19 protein-coding genes are annotated in these 19,411 nt (G+C 39.0%); 4 read left to right on the forward strand and 15 right to left on the reverse strand.

Features of this window, described 5'->3' with window-relative positions:
* From ASG21_RS19660 to ASG21_RS19710, 11 genes are all read right to left on the reverse strand, one after another.
* On the reverse strand, positions 1-616 hold a 616-nt coding region (locus tag ASG21_RS19660), incomplete at its 3' end, for a DUF6266 family protein (protein ID WP_185113751.1).
* A 239-nt stretch (positions 617-855) separates the two neighbouring features.
* A complete protein-coding gene (locus tag ASG21_RS19665; protein ID WP_056084962.1) occupies positions 856-1,119 on the reverse strand; it encodes a helix-turn-helix domain-containing protein in 264 nt (87 codons plus the stop codon).
* 147 nt (positions 1,120-1,266) lie between these two features.
* Positions 1,267-1,710 carry a carboxymuconolactone decarboxylase family protein gene (locus ASG21_RS19670; protein WP_056084965.1) on the reverse strand — a complete coding sequence of 148 codons (444 nt, stop codon included), beginning with the start codon at positions 1,708-1,710 and terminating at the stop codon, positions 1,267-1,269.
* Positions 1,711-1,715: 5 nt separating this feature from the next.
* Positions 1,716-2,147: a DoxX family protein gene (locus ASG21_RS19675; protein WP_056084970.1), complete on the reverse strand. Its 432-nt coding sequence runs from the start codon at positions 2,145-2,147 to the stop codon at positions 1,716-1,718.
* A gap of 146 nt (positions 2,148-2,293) precedes the next feature.
* A complete protein-coding gene (locus ASG21_RS19680; protein ID WP_056084973.1) occupies positions 2,294-4,147 on the reverse strand; it encodes a LamG-like jellyroll fold domain-containing protein in 1,854 nt (617 codons plus the stop codon).
* An 82-nt stretch (positions 4,148-4,229) separates the two neighbouring features.
* The gene (locus tag ASG21_RS19685) at positions 4,230-4,898 is read right to left on the reverse strand and encodes an HAD hydrolase-like protein (protein WP_056084977.1); all 669 of its coding nucleotides are present in this window, start codon (positions 4,896-4,898) and stop codon (positions 4,230-4,232) included.
* Between the two features lie 5 nt (positions 4,899-4,903).
* Positions 4,904-6,058 carry a TIGR03364 family FAD-dependent oxidoreductase gene (locus tag ASG21_RS19690; RefSeq protein ID WP_056085015.1) on the reverse strand — a complete coding sequence of 385 codons (1,155 nt, stop codon included), beginning with the start codon at positions 6,056-6,058 and terminating at the stop codon, positions 4,904-4,906.
* 10 nt (positions 6,059-6,068) lie between these two features.
* Positions 6,069-7,385 carry a DUF5690 family protein gene (locus tag ASG21_RS19695; protein WP_241773544.1) on the reverse strand — a complete coding sequence of 439 codons (1,317 nt, stop codon included), beginning with the start codon at positions 7,383-7,385 and terminating at the stop codon, positions 6,069-6,071.
* Positions 7,386-7,388: 3 nt separating this feature from the next.
* Positions 7,389-10,214, reverse strand: coding sequence for a TonB-dependent receptor (locus tag ASG21_RS19700; RefSeq protein WP_056084979.1), 2,826 nt, complete (start codon positions 10,212-10,214; stop codon positions 7,389-7,391).
* 338 nt (positions 10,215-10,552) lie between these two features.
* Positions 10,553-11,128, reverse strand: a complete 576-nt coding sequence (locus ASG21_RS19705; protein WP_056084982.1) for an XRE family transcriptional regulator — start codon at positions 11,126-11,128, stop codon at positions 10,553-10,555.
* A 105-nt stretch (positions 11,129-11,233) separates the two neighbouring features.
* Positions 11,234-11,806 (reverse strand): Crp/Fnr family transcriptional regulator, encoded by a 573-nt coding sequence (locus ASG21_RS19710; RefSeq protein WP_056084986.1) that lies wholly within the window; start codon positions 11,804-11,806, stop codon positions 11,234-11,236.
* A 66-nt stretch (positions 11,807-11,872) separates the two neighbouring features.
* On the opposite strand from ASG21_RS19710, the gene ASG21_RS19715 reads away from it, so the two are divergent.
* Positions 11,873-12,247: a DUF1304 domain-containing protein gene (locus ASG21_RS19715; protein ID WP_056084989.1), complete on the forward strand. Its 375-nt coding sequence runs from the start codon at positions 11,873-11,875 to the stop codon at positions 12,245-12,247.
* Here the strand turns inward: ASG21_RS19715 and ASG21_RS19720 are convergent.
* Positions 12,244-13,068: an anti-sigma factor gene (locus tag ASG21_RS19720; protein WP_056084992.1), complete on the reverse strand. Its 825-nt coding sequence runs from the start codon at positions 13,066-13,068 to the stop codon at positions 12,244-12,246. The two genes, ASG21_RS19715 and ASG21_RS19720, sit on opposite strands and share 4 nt — an antisense overlap.
* Position 13,069: 1 nt before the next feature.
* Complete coding sequence (locus tag ASG21_RS19725) at positions 13,070-13,579, reverse strand: RNA polymerase sigma factor (RefSeq protein WP_056085021.1); 510 nt, start codon at positions 13,577-13,579, stop codon at positions 13,070-13,072.
* A gap of 379 nt (positions 13,580-13,958) precedes the next feature.
* Between ASG21_RS19725 and ASG21_RS19730 the strand changes: the two genes are divergently transcribed.
* From ASG21_RS19730 to ASG21_RS19740, 3 genes are all read left to right on the forward strand, one after another.
* The gene (locus tag ASG21_RS19730; RefSeq protein ID WP_056085024.1) at positions 13,959-14,495 is read left to right on the forward strand and encodes a fasciclin domain-containing protein; all 537 of its coding nucleotides are present in this window, start codon (positions 13,959-13,961) and stop codon (positions 14,493-14,495) included.
* 78 nt (positions 14,496-14,573) lie between these two features.
* Positions 14,574-15,275 (forward strand): ferritin-like domain-containing protein, encoded by a 702-nt coding sequence (locus tag ASG21_RS19735; RefSeq protein ID WP_056084995.1) that lies wholly within the window; start codon positions 14,574-14,576, stop codon positions 15,273-15,275.
* Between the two features lie 34 nt (positions 15,276-15,309).
* A complete protein-coding gene (locus ASG21_RS19740; protein WP_056084998.1) occupies positions 15,310-16,131 on the forward strand; it encodes a ferritin-like domain-containing protein in 822 nt (273 codons plus the stop codon).
* Between the two features lie 61 nt (positions 16,132-16,192).
* On the opposite strand, the gene ASG21_RS19745 is transcribed toward ASG21_RS19740, so the two are convergent.
* A complete protein-coding gene (locus tag ASG21_RS19745; RefSeq protein WP_056085001.1) occupies positions 16,193-18,319 on the reverse strand; it encodes a type IA DNA topoisomerase in 2,127 nt (708 codons plus the stop codon).
* 288 nt (positions 18,320-18,607) lie between these two features.
* Positions 18,608-19,084: a hypothetical protein gene (locus ASG21_RS19750; protein WP_056085003.1), complete on the reverse strand. Its 477-nt coding sequence runs from the start codon at positions 19,082-19,084 to the stop codon at positions 18,608-18,610.
* Positions 19,085-19,411 lie beyond the last annotated feature (327 nt).

Below are 19,411 nucleotides of genomic sequence, written 5' to 3' on the forward strand. Positions count from 1 at the left end.
ACGGACTGTTGCTCGCGGTGGTCTGCGATTCATTGGTGAAGAAGACCCAGACCTGGACGTCTTTACCGGAATAGAAAGACGAGAGGGTAACCGAGGCGGTGCCTGATGTGCGGGTAGCGACGTTTTCGAAGATTTCAAAAGCGGCGGTCTCCTCGCACCAGCATACTACAGAAGCCTGATCCGTGGCACTGGCGTTGCCCTGACTGGAATTGTCGTCCCACGTAAATTCAATAACCTGATTGGGCTCTGCAGAACTCAGAACATTCTGAAAACCTGCCAGCTCACCTTTGGTAATCATCACCTTCGTGTACACAAGCGATGGAATACCTGCGTTGACGCTGACACACTCTTTCATGGTGTACGACTGTGCCATGTTGGTGCGCGATTTTGTTCCCTGCTTGCTTCCGAAAAACTGGTTCTGAATGCCTTTCAGCGGCTGCAGAAATGCCGTTACCAGTTTGAAAATCATCTGTTGTTGCAGCTGTTTTTCTGTAGGCGGTTTAGATGATTTTTTCGGCAGGCTTCGGATGACGTCCATACCTCTGTAGGTAGTTCCTACTACTGTTCCCACTTTTCCTCTGTATCCTCCAAGGATACCTTTGTTAAATGTAGCCATTTTTATCTGTTTTTAATGGTTAATGACCCAAAGTTAAAACACAATACCTTCACTGCAACCGCCTCCGACAAAAGTGAACTGTTCTGAAAGATATTGAATGATTTTGAACGGCTGGAAGAGGTTTGGCTTCGGAATGATTTGGGTTTTGTTCGGGTTTCGTTCGGGAAAACGGTACTTTTTCCGAAGAAAACCCAAAGTGATCCCGAAGAAAAGCAAAAGAATGGGCACAAAAAAAGCCTTCAGGAATTGAAGGCATTGTTGAAGAATGATTTCGGGTAGTAAATTTTTCCGCCAATTTTTCTGTAGGGAATCTTCCCGCTTATCCGCAGCCGGTACAGAGCGGTATCTCCAAGTTTTAGAATTCTCTTTGCATCGGCCTGATCAATGAGTTCTTCATCCCGGGATGTTTTCTGTTTGAGTGCATCCCTGATTTCACAAAGGGTCTGCAGGATGGCGGCCAAATAATCAATCACAATCGCCATCGGATTTTGTTCTTTTTTCATAAAATAAATGTTTTTGTGTTTTTTTTGACTGGTGTGAAATCAATCCTTAACTGTAAATATAAAACACAAAAACAACAGAACGCAACCGTAAAAACACGGAAATTGCTCCGTATTTTTACGGAGGCAATTCCTGATATTTCCAAACTCCTACCCTCCTACCGGCAGATGCGTAGAGATCGCGATCCTGTTCCACATATTGATAGAGACTGCTGCCATAATAATATCGGCAATCTGGCTTTCAGTGAACAAAGCTTTTGCTTTCTGATAAGTTTCTTCCGTAAGTCCGTTCTGGCTGATGAGTGTGATTTCTTCGGCAATGGCGATGATGATCTGCTCTTCTTCGGTGTAAAGTTCAGTTGCCTCTCTCCAGGCGTTGAGAAGGAAGATACGCTGTGGTGTTTCGCCGTATTTCAGGGCATCTTTGGTGTGCATGTCGAGACAGAAAGCACATCCGTTGATCTGTGATGCTCTGATTTTAATCAGTTCTTTCTGAATGGGTGTTAGAAAAGAATTCTGAAGGGCAGCCTCCATTCCTATTCCTGCTTTATAAGCGGCACTGTGTACAGTTGCCATGTTGAATCTTGCGCTCATAACTGTTATGATTTTTTAATTAATGTATCTATTGAATATTTAAATTCTGTCTGTACTGCCAATAAGAAAGCTGCTCCAGAAGCTATCCAAACCGAATAATCCAGCGGTGCTTTGATGCCCAGTGAAATGCTCATTGACAGAGCAAAAATCAGAAAAAGAAAGCCTGTGCCCCATGCTGCCAATTTTGTTTTAAATCCCGTAATCAGCATCAGCGAAAAAAGAATTTCTAAAAATGTAGCTGCATATACTGAAAAACACCCTATACTTTCAGGCAGAAAAAAAGTCAGCTGCTGTGTGTATTTTTCAAAGTTTTCCCAATTGCCCCATGTGGAATTTTCGCCCCAGAGTCCAAAGCGATCTGCCACCGCAGACAGCATGGTCACCGAAATGGACAGTCTCAGAAATAACTGCGGGAGATGGATAAAACTGTTTTTCATTGCTTTTTATTTACAGGACAAAGGTCTGATTATTAAACGTTAAAAATCTTAAACTGGTTTAAGAAAGCACAGAAATAAATCATGAACAATAAAAAAGTACAGACCAAAAATTCAGTCTGTACTCCAAAAATTAATTATTCTAATTGTTAGTTTTTGATAAAGGCTTTCTGTGTTCTTTTGCTGCCTTCTTTTACCACAACAAAATAAGTTGCGTTGGGAAGATTTGAAATATTTAATTTTTCACTGTAATCACCCGTAGACGACTGTACATCTTTAGTTAATACTGTTTTACCTGAAAAATCAATGACCTGCAGGTTGATTTTACTTTCAGCAGACTTAAATTTCACCGTCAGTTCGTTTCTTGCCGGATTAGGATACACTGTAAGATCCGAACTGTTTTTCACATGCTCATTTACCGCCAGGCTTCCGAGGTCGCAGGCAGGAATTCTGTTTATTCCGTCTATTCCCCATGCAGACATGACCGGAATACACAACCAGTTGAGCACTGTTGGGAAGTGGTCGGTTTGCCTCGGCGTATTCAGATAATTCTGGATGGTAAATGTTTCTGAAGTCTGAAGATTTCTCGTTGGCGCTCCGGTAATGACAGCATTATTAGCCAAAGGCCCTGAATCGGTCATAGTGTTTCCTGACGCTTCATTCATTTTGTAATTTGCTAAAAGATTAGAATAGAAAGGATGCGAAGCCGTTATATCCTGATTAGCCCACTGCACAATGGCTTCATTCGATAATTTTGCATTCCATATTCTTACATCTTTGTAGGAAGCAGCGAGATTCACACCATAAGTATTGGTTCCGTCCTGATTGATGGTTAATGGCAGGTTGGACGTGATGTCACCGATGGTGTTCATTTTTCCTACTGTTACCGGAACTCCATCGTCATACATTGTTGCGAGACCGTCTCTGTCAAACGTTACAGCGATGTGTTTCCATTGATTGGTTACTAATTTTCCACCCACAAGATCCAGTCTGTTGCTGCCGTCACCAATATTCATTTTAAAGGTCTGCCCCGAATATCCTGAAATGACAAAACCTTTGTTGTAACCGTTATTCCAGTTTTTATTACCTATAAAAACCGGATCGCTGCTATAATTCGCGTTAGGTTTCACCCAAAATTCTATGGTGAAATCCTGTGTTGTTCCGAAATTAAAACCGGTCTGCACTGATGGTTTCGCATACGTTCCTGCAGGAAAATTCATTCGGTTATACGTTGGCGTATTCTGAATCTGAGTTTTGCTGATCTGCTGAGGAGTAAATGACGGATTGGAATAAATTGAAAAAATATCTCTTTCAGTAAGGTTTGCTCCACCGTGAGCTGTATCAGTTGCTCCGTGATCTGTTGTAACGACTACCAACCAGTTTTCGTTATTATACGTACTTCTGTTTTTCATTGCCGTCAGGATTTCACCGATGTAAACATCTGTGGTTTGGATAGAATTCACGTATTGAGGCACAGCTGAAGAAAAGCCGTAAGAATGTCCTGCATGATCCACATCATCAAAGTCCACAAAAAGCACATCGGGATTGTCATTCTGCAAAGCATATACTGCCGCGTTTTTTACTGCAAGGTCAGTAGAGAAATTGGTTTTCACATCTGCATTCTGAATAATATTGTTGTTGATGGGAGCCCAGTGTGCTAAAGAGATGGTTCTCAAATTAGAATTATACGTTTCAATTCTGGAGAGAAAGTCGGGATAGGCTGTAAAATTGGGAGCCGTAAAATTGTTGTCCTGCACATTATGTTTGTTATGAAATACTCCGGAAAGCATCGTGCTCCAGCCATTTCCACTCCAGGTCGGTGCCAGAGTAATGGCATCTAAAGAATAAATTGAAGTCGGCAATAATCCCTGAATGTTTGGGGTGTTGGATGACATCATCACATCTGGCCTGCAACCGTCTATCCCGATGAACAGGACTTTTTTGGTTTGTGCGCCTATCAATGCCGACGCAAGAACCAGAAGAGAAAAAAGTTTTGTTTTCATAATACTTATTTTATTGATTTAATTTTTGGAAACCGAAATAAAACTGATTACAGAAAACTCCCGTAATCAGTTTTTGAAGTAATTAAAAAAGAATATGTTCAGCCTCAGAGAGGTTATTTAAAATATGATCAGGCATTGCCAATTCCAGTTGTGCTCTGGTTTGTGCTCCGCTCAAAACGGCAATGGTCACTCCGCAACCAGCGTTTTTCCCTTCCTGAATATCGATGGCGGAATCTCCGGCTTTTAAGACCTCCTTCGGATCTGTAATTCCGAATTTTTTCATTGCCAGGACAATCATTTCAGGACTGGGTCTGCTTTCCGAAACATCATCAGCAGTAATCAGTGCATCATAATGCACACCGCTTTTCCAGTTGAGTTTGGTAAGCAATTGCTGTGCTATTTTCTGAGTATAACCTGTATTTAAAACCACTTTTCTACCTGTGGATTTTACTTTTAATAAAAATTCTTCTGTTCCGGCAATAGGTTTTACATTAAGATTTTCATAAGCCACAGCCAGATCATCAGAAAAGCTTTCGAATATCGCTTCCGTATCATCAGTATTTCCGCCGATGTTTTCGAGAAGGTTTTTGATGGCTTCCGCTTTTTCCATTCCGGCACAGATTTCAAGAACTTTATCTAAAATCACTTCGTAGCCATAATCATTAACAGCTTTTGTTAGTGTTTTGTACACCACATTATCTTCGTCGACCGTTGTTCCGGCCATATCCAGAACCAATAATTGTATGTTCATTTGTTTTAAGAAAAAATTGTATTGATATTAAATTTTGAATAACCACCGCTTCCGGTCATTCCTTTGCCGCCGACGCCCGTCACGATATGAATGTTGGGCGAAACATTGTGCTCGAAAATATCTTTGGTCTTGCACTGAGAATAAATCCCGAACCATCTTCTCTGAATTTCGTATGTGGGCAGATCGATGATCTTTTTGGCTTCGCGGATCATAAATTCGTCAATGTCCATATTCAGATCGTAGCCAAGATCATCAGCATTTCTGGCGTCTGCATATTCGTGCGAATCGCCGATAATCACCGAACCGTCGAGAGCCTGTTTGAATAATATATGAACTCCAAATTTCTTTTCAAACGCGTCTTTATCCTCACTTTCTTTTATTTTGGCGAAAGAGGCACATTCGGTAAACGATTCATACCTTCTGATGGAAAGTCCGGTCAGAATATTTCCAGGTAACGAATAAATTCCCTGCGGTTTGGTCTGAAGCATCTGCAGTTTACTTACTTCGAGATCACTTTCATTAAAAACTTCGGGATACAAAGTTTTAAACTCGTGTCCGCCACAGATGATGATCTTTGAAGAACTGATTTTCTTGCCGTCAGAGGTTATGACTGTGCACTGCGAATAATTTTCCTTAGTCTCTACCACCGTTGTGTTGTAGAAAATATCAAGACCTTCCTGACTTTTCAGGTATTGATGAAGCTTAACAATCATCTCACTCGAATCTACTGAGATTTCCTGTGGAAAAAACAGTCCGCCTTTGCAGTAATCAGATCTCAGTCCGTCAAACTTTTGAATACATTCACTTTTAGAAAGAATGACAGACTCGTAATCATTGTTTTTGTTAATCTGAGCCAGTTCTTCGATCAGCTGAAGTTCTTCGTCGTTGGAGGCGATATAGACTGAGCCGTTCTGTCTTACGGTAAGATCAGTTTCAGACTGCAGATCTTTATAAATCTTTAAACTTTCCTTTCCGAAATTCTGCCATTTAATGTCCATTCCTGATGGAACAACCTGTCCGAAATTTCTTACGGTTGCGCCCTGCAGAACAGAGTTTCTTTCCAGAATGGCTACTTTGAGGTTTTTCTGTAATGCGTGATAAGCGTGGAATGTTCCTAATATTCCACCACCCACAACGATAAGATCATATTGAGTATTCATATTTATTTTTTTAAATTTTAAAAGCATCGAAACGAATCGGCTGTGATGTTTCTCCGTTGTCTGCACCGGATTTTGATACTGATTTCTTTTGAAATGCCAAAAAAGCAATCACCGAAAAAATGAGAACAACTGCTGCGATAATATAATTAAGATGAATGTAAAACTGAAGCCATGAGCGGTTCGATGAACCTAAATTTTTGAGAAAGAGTACTGAAACACTTCCTAAATATCCGAAGGCATCGACGAAATAGATGAAGAATCCTACATTTCCTTTAATTTTAAAAGCAGCAATCATCCGGTCGAAATAAATTCCGTTAAAAGGAATATAGCAGAGATACATCCCGAAACCCGATACCGTCATCCATAAAAATGGTGAAATAATGTTGCCCTGAAATAAAATCGTGGAGAACGCCACTAAAATAATTCCGCCAAAAAGAATGTAATGATAGTAAGCAAATGCTTTTCTGTTATTTTTTACTTTCACCATCAATCCCAGGATCAGTAAAACCATGATGGAAATAGGAATTTCAGTGAGTGTGAAAACCGAACTGTCTGCAGTGCCGCTCATTTCGTCCCAGATCTCCCGGCTGAAATTATCACGGAAATCCCTTAAAACTGTCAGACAGATGTAAAGAATCGTAATGCTGACCAACGGAAGGAAAAATTTCTTTACCAACGAACTTCTTTCTTCTTCACTCAAAGGTTTTCTTTCTTTTTTTAAGGCAATATCTTCTTCATCCGGAGCTGGAATTTTATTGAGCAGAACTGCAAAAACAATCAGAGGAATGATGAAGAGTAAGCCTGTGGCAAAAGGCATCCAGAATTCTGTAATCCCGAAGCTGTCCATTAAAAATTTCCCGGCAGATTTTACCACACCTGAAGAAACCACAAAGCTTGAACAGAGAAACAAACCGATGATTTCTGTGGTTTTTCTTCCTTCAACGTAGGAGAAAACGATTCCCCAGATCATTCCCAGAGGAATTCCGTTGATGAACATGAACAGAATATTGTAGGGTGCAGGAACTACTGCAAATCCCAACAAAGCAAGCTCAGCAATTCCTATGAAAACCAAAAGGAAAAGGATTCTTTTCTGAGGCTTCAGTTCAGAGATAAATTTGATCCCGATAAATTTTGAAATAAAATATCCTACTGCCTGCGCAATGATGATTAAAATTTTATAATCAAAACCAAAGAATTCCAGGTTACTGAAAGAGGCCACCGCAAAAGGTTTTCTGAAAGCATACATGCAGAAGTAGACCCCGAAAGCAGCGATGGCCGCTTTCAGAGTTACACTCACTGTGTTGTTTTTTGATGGAGAGGTCATCATCGTTTAGAAATTAAGTTTGACTCCGATATTTCCTCGTACACCGTAATATTCTACCTGCTCCGGTCTTTGCTCATCTTTTCCGAAATGATAGATCAAAGGTTTGTTCAGAATATTGTTGACATCAGCAAAAACCGTGATGTGTTTATTGATTTGGTATGAGGTTCCAAAGTCAAGGTTGCTGTATTTTCCGTAGTAGGAATCGTAAAGATCTTCTTCAGCATACTCCACTGCAAACTTTCCTTTGTGGTTGTAAGCCAGTCTTGCATTGAACCCTTTTTTCTCGAAGAACAGTTGAATATTGTACAGTTCCTTCGCCTGATAAGGAAGTTTTACCATTCTGCCACTTGGTTTTTCCATTTCAGAAGTCATGAAGGTTGCATTCAGCTGCGTTCCGAAATACTGCAGGAAGCCTGGAAGAAAGTCGAATCTTCTGTTGATTCCCAGTTCGATTCCGCCGAGCCATGCTGCTTTTCCGTTGTTGGGAGCACTGAATTGTACGCCATTGATTCCATTATAATTTCCAATGAAAGAATCCTGAAAAATTGGGTCTGTGATTGATTTATAGAAAACGCCACCACTCAAAATCCCGATATTGGAGAAATAATATTCACCCATTAAATCAAGGTTGACAGAGTATGTCGGGTTCAGGTTTGGATTTCCGCCTTTAAACTCATTGTCCGCTTCAATGTAAGTTCCGCCAGGAGTTAAATCACCAAAATTTGGTCTTGAGAACGTACGTGTTGCAGCAAATCGCAAATTGGTTTTGTCGCTGATCATATATTTCAAGTGCAGCATCGGTAAGACCGCAATATAGTTTTTGGTATTTTCCACAGGTGTTAAAACATCTTCAATAACATTGTAACCTTTTACTTTGGTGTGCGTGTTGGATAATCTCAAACCGCCCAAAATGGTTATTCTGTCATTGATTTTGTAGGTTCCCATTCCGTAGGCATCCGCATGTTTTTCAAAAACGTCGAAATTTCTTCCCAATGCTTTGTTGTATTCCAGTGCTTCAGAATCGGTATTGTTGATGGTTAAATTTCCCTGATTCTGAAACCAGAACTGATTCATTCCGCCAGTGGAAAGAACCGGACCGAAGGTGTTTCCGATATTCGTATTCATCTCACTCAGATAATTCGCACCTCCATCTTGGGTAGTGATATGCTGACCAAAATCTGATAACAGTGGAGCCGTTCCATTTGACCAATTATAGAAAATATCAGAAAAGCGCGCGTTACGTTCTTTATCTCGGTATTTTAATCCGTATTTTAAAGTTAATTCATCAGAGGCTGTGATTTCATGATTGAAACCTGCAACGATTTTATCTTTTTCCTGAACGTAGACTTTGTAGAATTCCAAATCGGTGAATCTCATTTGTCCGGCATCCATTTTAAAGTTCGGATCACTGTAAAAACCAAATAATGCATCAGGATCCTTTAAATCTAACTTTCCACCATCTGCCTTCCAGTAAGCTCTGGGACCATTTCCTTGATCTGAAATATAATTTGGATTAATACCTACACCGTTTTGAGTATATTTGATGACAAAATAGGAATTATTCTGCTTGTCGGGAACATTTCCGTACTTGAAAAGGTTGTTGTAATACGAAAGATCCCAGTCAATTTTACTTTTACTGAACTGATGAACTCCGCCTAAAGAAACTGAAGTGAGTTCTGTAATCAGCAAATTATGAATATTCTGAAGTTCAACTCTCGCCGTATTGTTCGCAGCACTGAATTTATCGAATCGCACTCTGTGTTTGTAATGCGTTTCATCGTCAGAAAGAGTTCCGTACATTCCTTTCAGATACAATGTGCTTTTTGACGATAGCACATATTCTAATGCGGCGTTTGCACCGGTAGTTTTTCTTACCCCGTTGTAATCACGGAGTTCCATTCTGAAAACCCCTTCGTCACCACTTCTTCTGGCTTCAAAATTATCCGTTGACCAGTTTCTGATAAAGTGCGAAAAGTTAACAAGATATCCGAATTTTTTATCCTTTGTTCTTCCTCCGTAAAGCAATCCCAGATTATAAACGCCTTTATCCGACTTCGCATTGTATCCGGTTCCTAAAGTTCCTCTGAACTCGGTTTTCATGGGAGGAGTTTTGGTGATGAAATTCACGCCGCCGCCAATTCCGTCTGCTTCCATATCGGGAGTGAAAGATTTGTTGACATGTACGTAAGAAATCAGTTCTGTCGGGAAAAAGTCAAATGCAGTTGCTCTGGAAGTGGTTTCTTCTTCGGCTGTCGGAAGTCTGTTTCCATTAATCGTTGTTGATGCCCAGAATGGCGGAAGTCCTCTCAGAGAAACAAATCTTCCTTCGCCCTGATCACGCTCGATGGAAACGCCCTGAACTCTCTGTACGGTTTCTGCAGCATTTCTGTCCGGAAGTTTTCCGATACCGTCTGAAGCAATGACGTTTGAAATATTAATAGCATTTTTCTGCATATTTAATGCACGGGCTTCACTGTTTTTCAAAGATCCGGTTACGACTACTTCATCAATATTTTTCTGTTTCTGAAACATGGATATTACTCCCAAATCAAGCGACTGATCTGCCAGTAAATCAATCGTCATATTTTGAGGCTCATACCCCAAATAAGAAAACTGTAAATCGTAATGGCCGGGCTGAAGATCACTCACAGAAAATTTGCCGTCAACATCAGTGATAACCACTTTTGAGCTGCCGGCTACCTTCACTGTTGCTCCGGGAAGTGGCTGGTTGCTGTCTGAAACCGTTCCGCTGACAATCTGTTTTTGTGCTGAGACAAATATCGTACAACAGGCAAATAGAGGAAATAAAGATTTTTTTATAATTGTTTCCATTGTTTACATATATTAAATTTCTATTGCAAAACAACTTAATAATTTTAATATATGTAAATTTTAGATATTAATTTATATTTAATAAATGTCGGATGATTGTTAACTTAATCTTACAGAATTGTAATTATATTTCTTTCCCAAATACCATCTGAAAAGAATGTAAAACACTTATGAACAAAGCATTTATTGCTTAAATGCAAAATGAACTGCCAAGGGACAGTTCATTTCTTATGATATTACAGAATGGAATTTAGATTAACAGATTTAAATATTCAAACTGTATAATTTTACTATTTGTAAACTTATGCCAGCCGAATAATATTATATCGTAGATTTTTTTAGTTCTTATCAGAATAAAAGTACAGCACCAACATCACACAGTCTTCGTCGGAAATACTGACCGGAACGTGTGGTAATTTACCGTTGAAATAAAGCGAGTCACCCTCCTGAAGTTCAATTTCCTCATTGTCAATGATGTACTTTACTTTTCCTTTTAAAATGTATTTAAATTCCCAGGCATCGGTAATTACTTTATCTCTTTTTGAATTAGGTTTCAAGGTTAATAAAACTGCTTCAAAGCCTAATGAGTGTAGGCTTTTGCTGAAAATATGCATGTATTTAAAACCTTCAGCTTCCACTTCTTTTTCAATGACCTGCTGATTTTCCTTCGGAACAAAAATAAATTTTGCATTGGACTTTTTTTCAACGCCTTCAAAAAAATAACTGGCATCAATATCCAAAGACTGTATTAATTCCAGTAACACAGGCAATGAAGGAATCGTCCTCCCATTCTCAATTCTGGAAACCAAACCATTGCTGACACTTGCTCTGGTAGCAAGATCGTTGATGGTAAGATTGTTTTTCTTCCTGATATCCTTTAATCTCTTACCTATACCTATTAAAAAATCACTCATTTTTAATCTCTGATCAATTTAATTGAGTGTAAAAATAACAATTAACAGAATGATTATGTAAATAAATATTACAAATAGTAAATATTTGTTTAGGAAGAAAAGAACTTAAAGCTTCAGCTTCGCTCTTATCTCACTTAGATATTCCGGTGTGAAGCCTAGAAAAGAAGCAATAAGATACTGTGGTATTCTCTGAATAAAACAGGGATATTTCGTACTGAAATGCTGATACAGTTCTTCTCTGGAATATTCATAGAGATAACGGATACGTCTCTCAGAAGCAGCATAAGCCCGCTGGTAAACCATTCTGAAGTATCTTTCCATTTTGGGATGTTGCTGAAGCAGCAGTTCCTGAGCTTGAAAGTTCAGCACTAAAACGGTTGATTTTTCAACTGCCTGTATATTGAATTCTGAACTGATCTGTCGCTCGAATGCAAAAGTGTCGGTAATCCACCAGTTTTCTATGGCAAATTCGGTGGTCTGCTCGATGCCTTTATGATTGATAAAAAACTTTCTGAGACAGCCTTCAGAGACAAAAAAGACAGAACGGCAAATTTCCCCTCCCAACATCAGGTTTTCTTTTTTCCTGACTTTTGTAACTTCAAAGTAGGAAAGTACTGAAGAAAATTCTTCATCGCTGATGGAGATAAATTTATCTAAGTGGGTCCTGAAACTTTCCATTATCACAATTGTCTGCTCAAACTTAAGTTTATTTTTTTAGTTTTACAAAAACAAAATAACGGTCTTATGGAAATCATTGCTAAAATCCTGATCGCAGCAGTTGCTGTAGAACATGTTTATATCCTGTGGATGGAAATGTTTGCCTGGGAAACGAAAGGCAAAGAGGTTTTTAAATCTGCCCTTCCGCCTGATATGTTTAAACCTACAAAAGGTTTAGCGGCAAATCAAGGTCTGTATAACGGATTTTTAGCTGCAGGATTGATCTGGTCACTGTTTATTTCTGACGAAAAGTGGCAGACTAATATTGCATTATTTTTCCTGAGTTGTGTAGCTGTAGCTGGAATCTTTGGTGCAGTTTCAGCAACGAGAAAGATATTTTTTGTGCAGGCGCTTCCGGCAATTTTAGCCATTATCGCCGTACTTTTACATTATTTTCTTTAAAGAACTGTACCCATCACGTACATGTTTTCCATTGTAGGAGCTTCGCTTCCACCCTCTTTTTCCAGGGTTATGGCAAAAGCCTGTGCAGAAGGAATTTCGGCCAGTGCGATTCGTGTATCTTTATCTTTGCTGTACATCCCTGCATTTACAGGTTTACCGTCAGCAATAGCCCACAACTGATATTGTTTACCAGCCGGCGCTTCCGGTAAGTTCTGAACGTTCAGATAAACTTTTGTGTTTGTAGTATCCCAAAAAACAACTGCTTTTGAATCTGGGTGTGTATCTACACCTGCAAGAACAATTTTCTTCAGATCCGGATTGGCAATAAGACTAAGTTTATCGTTGATATTTTTGATTTTTTTTTCGGCATCATTCTGCTGATTTCTCATCGCCATAAGCTGGGCATCCTTATCCGAAGATTTTGAAACCCAATATAAATTGGCACCGAGGCTGACGATCAGCAATATGGAAGCCGCTGCAGAAAGTTTTGTCCACAGTGATCTTCCTGACTGTGAGTCTGATACAGCCAATTCTGCCGGCAACGGTATGGTTTTTGTCTCCTCCACAACGTTAGACGGTGAAACTTCACTCCTCTCGGATTGTGAAATTTTCAGCCAGATTTTATCTTTCAGTCCGTCGGCAGGTTTTACTGCCTGAGCAGTGGCCAGATTTTCGAGTATTTTCTGAGTTTCCTCATAAGCCTCCCGCACCTGAGCATTATGAGTCATCACGCATTCTAAAATGCCTGCTTCCTCTTGAGTTGCCGTGCCTAAAATATATGCCTCAAGTATGCCGGATGATATGTATTCCTGAGTATTCACTTTACCTGTAATCTTTTAACAAATCCTTTAATTTCATTAACGCATTCCGCATTTTTGTTTTCACCGTACCCAAAGGTATACTGAGCTTTTCCGCGATTTCAGACTGACTGAAACCTTTGTAATAGGCCAGATCGATAAGCTCCCTCTTGTCATGTTCCAGATTATCCAAAATCTTATTAAAACCGATAAAATCCTGATTGTCAATAACTGACAGTTTGCTGTCGTTATATACGAAATCCGGAAGAGATTGGTTTTTAAGCTCGTTCTGAAAACTTTTTGATTTTAAATAATCCAGTGCTGTATTTCTGGCGATGTTGATCATCCATGTATACAGTCTGCCTTTACTTTTGTCGTACTGTGCAATAGAATTCCAGACTTTTACAAAACTGTCCTGGATAATCTCTTCTGCCGCTTCCCTTGAATGTACAATCTTCAAAATTACTCCATACAGCGCAGCCGAATAGTTTTCATATAAATAATGAAATCCATTTTCGTCATGCCGTGTAATCATGCTGACTATCTCTTCTTCGGAGTACTTTGTTTTGATGACCTGGTGTTTTAAGATGTTCAAATGTAGTTAAATTCTCGCTTTAAACGTGAAGATTAAAGTAGTTTTATACTGTAACCTCTGCAAATTTATCAAGAAGTGCACCAGACAGCAAACAACAGGGATAAAAAATGCAGTAAAAATTATAAATCGCCATATCAAAATGAAATATTTAGCACTGAAAATCAATAAGTTAAAAATTATTTCAAAATATTTAAAACTGATAAATATCATATCGTCGTACATCACCATAGATCACCACAAAAAAAGATCAAATCAATAATTCAAATTAATTTAAAAAATCAAAACAATGAACTTCACATCAAAATTTGCAGCCTTCGGAATGATTGCATTATCATTTGCTCTTAGCGGAAACGCTGCTGCACAGTCAATGAAAGAAAAAACAGTAATGGTAGGAGGTGCTGCCATGTATCCTTCTAAAAATATTGTAGAAAATGCAATGAACTCTAAAGATCATACTACTTTGGTAGCCGCTGTAAAAGCAGCAGATCTTGTAGAAACTTTACAGGGGGCCGGACCGTTCACGGTATTTGCACCTACTAATGCTGCATTTGCAAAACTTCCAAAGTCCGCCGTAGACAACTTATTGAAGCCAGAAAATAAATCTATGCTTCAGGGAGTCCTTACTTACCATGTATTACCCGGGAAATATTCATCAAAACAGGTTTGGGAAGCAGTGAAAACCGGAGGCGGTAAAGCAGAAATGAAAACAGTTCAGGGAGAAGCTCTTACTTTCTGGACAAAAGGAAAAGATCTTTATGTAACAGACGCGAAAGGAAATAAAGCCAAAGTTACAATAGCAGACGTGAATCAGTCAAATGGTGTAATACATGTTATCGACACAGTGTTAATGCCTTAGTTTAGTGTTTTTTCTGCATCAGTTTTTCAGACTGATGCAGAATTTCTTTAGATATGAACCCATTAAATTATTAATATTATGAAAAAAACAATCACTGTTTTCGGCAAGCCCACTCTGGACTCCGGAAGAAGAAATTTCTTAAAAATGAGCGGCGTCGGTGCCATGGTTGCCGGTCTTGCGCTTGTAGGATGTAACGATGATTTCGACGACGTAAACACAGGTATCTTTGATCTTGGAATGGGAGATGTCGGTGTTTTAAACTATGCCTATGCTCTTGAACAGCTTGAAGCTGATTTCTATACCAAAGTAGTCAACAGTTTTTATACGAATGCATCAACAGCAGAAAAAACTGTACTTACAGATATTTATCATCATGAGGTGATTCACAGAGACTTTTTCAAAGCTGCATTGAGCGGAGTTACGAGTCAGGTTTTACCGAAACTCGAATTCCAGTATCCAAACGTTAACTTCAGCGACAGAACTTCAGTTCTTGCCACTGCCAAAGCACTTGAAGATACAGGGGTAGCAGCGTACAACGCAGCAGGAAAATTCATTACAAATCCGGATTATCTGGTAATTGCAGGGAAGATTGTTTCTGTAGAAGCAAGACACGCAAGTGCAATCCGTGATATGATCAACCCGGGCACAGCAGCATTTTCGGGTGATGATGTGATAGATGCCAACGGTCTGGACGTTGCCAAAGATCCGAAAGACGTTGTAGCCGCAGCAGGCGCATTCTTCAAAACACCGTTTACCTGGAAAGAAAGAGGAATCGGATAAAATTTAATCATCATTAACCGCAAAATCAAAAATTATGAATATTCTTAAAATACTAGATTCATTAACAGATGACGCTCTTTACACAAAATCATTATCAAGAAATGAAAATCTGAGCCAACTGTCATCTTTCGGAAAAAGAACCGCAGCAGCCGCAATTCCTTTAGGACTTGGTGCATTCCTTTCAGGAAATGTAAAAGCTGAAACTAAAAAAGTGGAAACGGCAGAAAGCCTTGCATTTAAAAAAGATGCTTTGAGTGATGCCTTACAGCTTGCTTTGATATTAGAATATCTTGAGGATGAATACTATGCTCAGGGACTTGCTGCAGGAAGCCTTATACCTACTGCAGACCGTGTTGTGTTTCAGCAGATTGCAAAGCATGAAAAAGCCCACGTGGCATTTTTAAAGGCTGCACTTACATCATTAGGTGTAACTCCGGGTGCAAAACCAACTTTTGACTTTACAGTAAACGGAGCATTTTCTCCAATGACTAACTATCAGCAGTTTTTAATTCTTGCGCAGGCATTTGAAGATACTGGAGTAAGAGCCTACAAAGGTCAGGCAGGAAACGTGATGGGTAACAAAGCAATTCTTCAGGCAGCGTTACAGATCCACTCAGTAGAAGCAAGACACGCTTCACAGGTGAGAAGAATGAGAATGAACAAAGGCTGGATTGAACTGAACAATGGCGGAAGTATGCCGGCAGCTACAGATCCTGTGTACGCAGGCGAGCAGGTAACAGTTCAGGCAGGATTCAACACTGCAACAACGTTTGGACCTGAAGCAGGATCTGCATCTTTTGATGAAATCCTTACAGGTCAGCAAGCAACAGCTATTGCAACATTATTTATTGATTAGTTTTCTCTGTTTAATATTTTAATTTTAGTAACAGTAAGCATTTCCCGTGCTTACTGTTTTTTTATGATAAAAGAATTTCAAAATTCTGATCAGAAACAGAAAGAATGCCCTCAGAAATATTCTGCGGATGTGTACTGAATCCCTTTAATCTTGAAGTTTTACCTTTTAAAATAAGATCCATCAGTTGTTTTTCAGTAATTTTTTTGCCAAAAATTTCAAAAGAAACCTTGAAGCCACAGTTTTTAAAATCAGAACACCCTACGGCGGTTTTACCTTTCATTAATTTGTTCTGTCTGCATTTTGGACATTGGGTTTCTTCCCATGACTGCAGCTCTTTTTTCGGTAACGGTTCGCTTTTCTTTTTTTCCTTCGGTTTTTCTTCCTCGAAAATAAAAGACTTTCCTTTGCCATCAATCACTTTTTTGGTAAGATCAGTAACCATAGCGATGAGTTCTTCTTTAAAAGTATTGGCCTCATACTCTCCACTTTCAATTTTTCTGAGTTTAAATTCCCATTCACCGGTAAGCTCGGGACTTTTGAGTACTTCATCTTCAATCACATCGATCAGCTGGATGCCGGTTTGTGTGGCAATGAGATTTTTTCTCTTCTTTTCAATATATTTTCTCTTAAATAAAGTTTCAATAATATTTGCTCTGGTAGACGGTCTTCCGATGCCGTTATTTTTAAGCATTTCTCGCAGTTCTTCATCATCAATCTGCCGTCCTGCAGTTTCCATTGCCCGAAGTAAGGTAGCTTCTGTATAGTATTTTGGCGGAGACGTTTTTCCCTGATGAATAAATGGATCATGCGGTCCGCTCTCCCCTGCTTTAAATTCAGGAATCAGCTGTTCTTCCTCAGCGTTTTTATCTTTGTCAGAAGCTTCTTCTTTATCTTTTGGTTCTTTGGCATAAACTGCCCTCCAGCCCGGTTCAAGAATCTGTTTACCACTTGTTTTAAACGGAATTGTACCTACTTTTGCCTCTACCAAGGTATTGGATATTTTACACTCCGGATAAAAAACAGAGATAAATCTTTTTGCAATCAAATCATAGATCAGCTTCTCTTCTCTACTCAAATTGTGAGAAGGTGTAACTTCTGTAGGGATAATCGCATGGTGATCCGTCACTTTCGTATCATCAAAAACAGTTTTTGTTTTAGGTATGGGTTGCTGAAGCAACGGTGCTGTCAAATCCTGATAAAAAGTCATCTTTTTTAAAATACCTTCAATTTTCGGATACAGACTTTCAGAAAGATAAGTCGTATCCACACGCGGATAGGTCACGTGTTTTTTCTCATAAAGACTTTGAATATAATTTAATGTATTTTCAGCAGAATATCCGTATTTTTTGTTAGCCTCTACCTGAAGTCCTGTTAAATCAAACAGTCTCGGATTTTTTTCCTTTCCTTCCTTAATTTCAAATGAGACAATTTCAAAAAGATTTTCCTTCAGATAAGACAGACCTTTTTCTGCGCGGTCCAAAGTTTTTAGACGGTCAATGGCCGCACTGAAAACAACATCCCGGTATTTCGTTTTCAGTTCCCAATATTCTTCGGTACTGAAACTGTCGATTTCCTTCTGCCTCTGCACAAGCATAGCCAGAGTGGGCGTCTGAACTCTTCCAATGGAGAGAACTGCCTTGTTTCCACCAAACTTTTTGGTAAAAAGACGGGTAGCATTGATCCCTAAAAGCCAGTCACCAATGGCTCTCGCATTTCCGGCAAGGTAGAGATTTTTGTAGTCATCTGCAGATTTCAACTTACTGAAACCCTCTTTAATAGCCTCTTCCGTTAGTGAAGAAATCCACAGGCGCTTGATTGGCTTGTCGCATTTAGCCTTCTGAAGCACCCATCTTTGTATAAGCTCCCCTTCCTGCCCGGCATCACCACAGTTAATCACTTCGTCGCATTCACTTACCAGTTTTTCAATGACTCTGAATTGATTCTCTACCCCTTTATTCGGAATCAGTTTAATACCGAAGTTTTTTGGGATAATCGGAAGAAAAATCAGATTCCACGACTTGAGTTCCGGACCGTAATCATGCGGTTCTTTCAAGGTGCAGAGATGTCCGAAAGTCCATGTGACGCAATATCCGTTTCCTTCCATATAGCCTTGTTTAGGCATTGTAGCGCCTAAAACTTTAGCGATATCCCTTGCCACACTCGGCTTTTCTGCGATACAAAGTTTCATCTGAAATACTTAATTATAATCTGCAAAAATCGACAAATAAAAGTCTAAAAAAAAATTGCAGGTCGGGTTTTTTACAAAATCAAAATCCGGTAATAGAATCTCCTGTTGTAATTTTCAGGAGCTGTTTCCCGCTATCCGCTGTATCTTTTTTGTCGCCGGCTCTTTATAAAAATTTAGAAAAATTATTCCAGACNTCTATCGGGGCTATGGGAGTTCGCATAAAAGAATAGTTGATTACTAATGGGCAAGAACATCAAATCAGAACTGACTTAAACAACAAAATACATTTTAAAGACCTTTGTTATAGTTTTCATAATCATCATCTCTATTCCATATTTCTAAGCACGGACAGTATTCTTTCCAAACACACTCTGGGGCATATCCGGTGCAGAAATCAAAATGTATCATGCCACTGCTAACGATTGTAGTCTGAGTATCTAAAGTTTCAATTAATGCATTATAAATTAGGGAAATTGGCAGTTTCTCTGGGTAATCATATGCCAAATTCCAGGTGTACATCATTTTCTCAAACTCTTTGCAAATCAGGGACAATTCTTCTTCACTGAAATAGTCTGCAGGTGGAAAATATTTTGATTCAATACCACAGTATTCACCAAAAGTTAGATTGGAAGACATTCCATTTAAATATTTTTCAACATCATCGAAATGTTGCTCAATTGTCTGTACAGTTTCTTCGACCTCAAATCCATTATCATGATGCGCATTCAAAATATCGTTTATCAAATAAGACACTATTTCTCTCATATTTCATTTGTACTTATTCAACAAATATAATGATTGAGGAGCGATATGTAATGAGTGTGAGCTACGGGACATGAAAAAATGATAACCCAGATCTCGCGACCTTAACCTTAACCTTAACCTTAACCTTAACCTTAACCTTAACCTTAACCTTAACCTTAACCNCATCCCGTATCCCGTATCCCGTATCCCACATCCCGTACCAATTATTAATCTTGAATTTTGGTTTTGAATCTTGAATCTTGAATCTTAAATTTTAAATCTTAAATCTTAAATTTTGGTCACAAAAAAACCTCATTCAAATAATGAATGAGGTTTTGAAATAAAAAC

It is taken from the genome of Chryseobacterium sp. Leaf394 (assembly GCF_001424105.1).
Taxonomy (GTDB): Bacteria; Bacteroidota; Bacteroidia; order Flavobacteriales; family Weeksellaceae; genus Chryseobacterium.

Coding starts and splice junctions, on each gene's coding strand:
- ASG21_RS19665 (WP_056084962.1), bottom strand. CDS start 1,119: ATGAAAAAAGAACAAAATCCGATGGCGATTGTGATTGATTATTTGGCC.
- ASG21_RS19670 (WP_056084965.1), bottom strand. CDS start 1,710: ATGAGCGCAAGATTCAACATGGCAACTGTACACAGTGCCGCTTATAAA.
- ASG21_RS19675 (WP_056084970.1), bottom strand. CDS start 2,147: ATGAAAAACAGTTTTATCCATCTCCCGCAGTTATTTCTGAGACTGTCC.
- ASG21_RS19680 (WP_056084973.1), bottom strand. CDS start 4,147: ATGAAAACAAAACTTTTTTCTCTTCTGGTTCTTGCGTCGGCATTGATA.
- ASG21_RS19685 (WP_056084977.1), bottom strand. CDS start 4,898: ATGAACATACAATTATTGGTTCTGGATATGGCCGGAACAACGGTCGAC.
- ASG21_RS19690 (WP_056085015.1), bottom strand. CDS start 6,058: ATGAATACTCAATATGATCTTATCGTTGTGGGTGGTGGAATATTAGGA.
- ASG21_RS19695 (WP_241773544.1), bottom strand. CDS start 7,385: ATGATGACCTCTCCATCAAAAAACAACACAGTGAGTGTAACTCTGAAA.
- ASG21_RS19700 (WP_056084979.1), bottom strand. CDS start 10,214: ATGGAAACAATTATAAAAAAATCTTTATTTCCTCTATTTGCCTGTTGT.
- ASG21_RS19705 (WP_056084982.1), bottom strand. CDS start 11,128: ATGAGTGATTTTTTAATAGGTATAGGTAAGAGATTAAAGGATATCAGG.
- ASG21_RS19710 (WP_056084986.1), bottom strand. CDS start 11,806: ATGGAAAGTTTCAGGACCCACTTAGATAAATTTATCTCCATCAGCGAT.
- ASG21_RS19715 (WP_056084989.1), top strand. CDS start 11,873: ATGGAAATCATTGCTAAAATCCTGATCGCAGCAGTTGCTGTAGAACAT.
- ASG21_RS19725 (WP_056085021.1), bottom strand. CDS start 13,579: ATGATTACACGGCATGACGAAAATGGATTTCATTATTTATATGAAAAC.
- ASG21_RS19730 (WP_056085024.1), top strand. CDS start 13,959: ATGATTGCATTATCATTTGCTCTTAGCGGAAACGCTGCTGCACAGTCA.
- ASG21_RS19735 (WP_056084995.1), top strand. CDS start 14,574: ATGAAAAAAACAATCACTGTTTTCGGCAAGCCCACTCTGGACTCCGGA.
- ASG21_RS19740 (WP_056084998.1), top strand. CDS start 15,310: ATGAATATTCTTAAAATACTAGATTCATTAACAGATGACGCTCTTTAC.
- ASG21_RS19745 (WP_056085001.1), bottom strand. CDS start 18,319: ATGAAACTTTGTATCGCAGAAAAGCCGAGTGTGGCAAGGGATATCGCT.
- ASG21_RS19750 (WP_056085003.1), bottom strand. CDS start 19,084: ATGAGAGAAATAGTGTCTTATTTGATAAACGATATTTTGAATGCGCAT.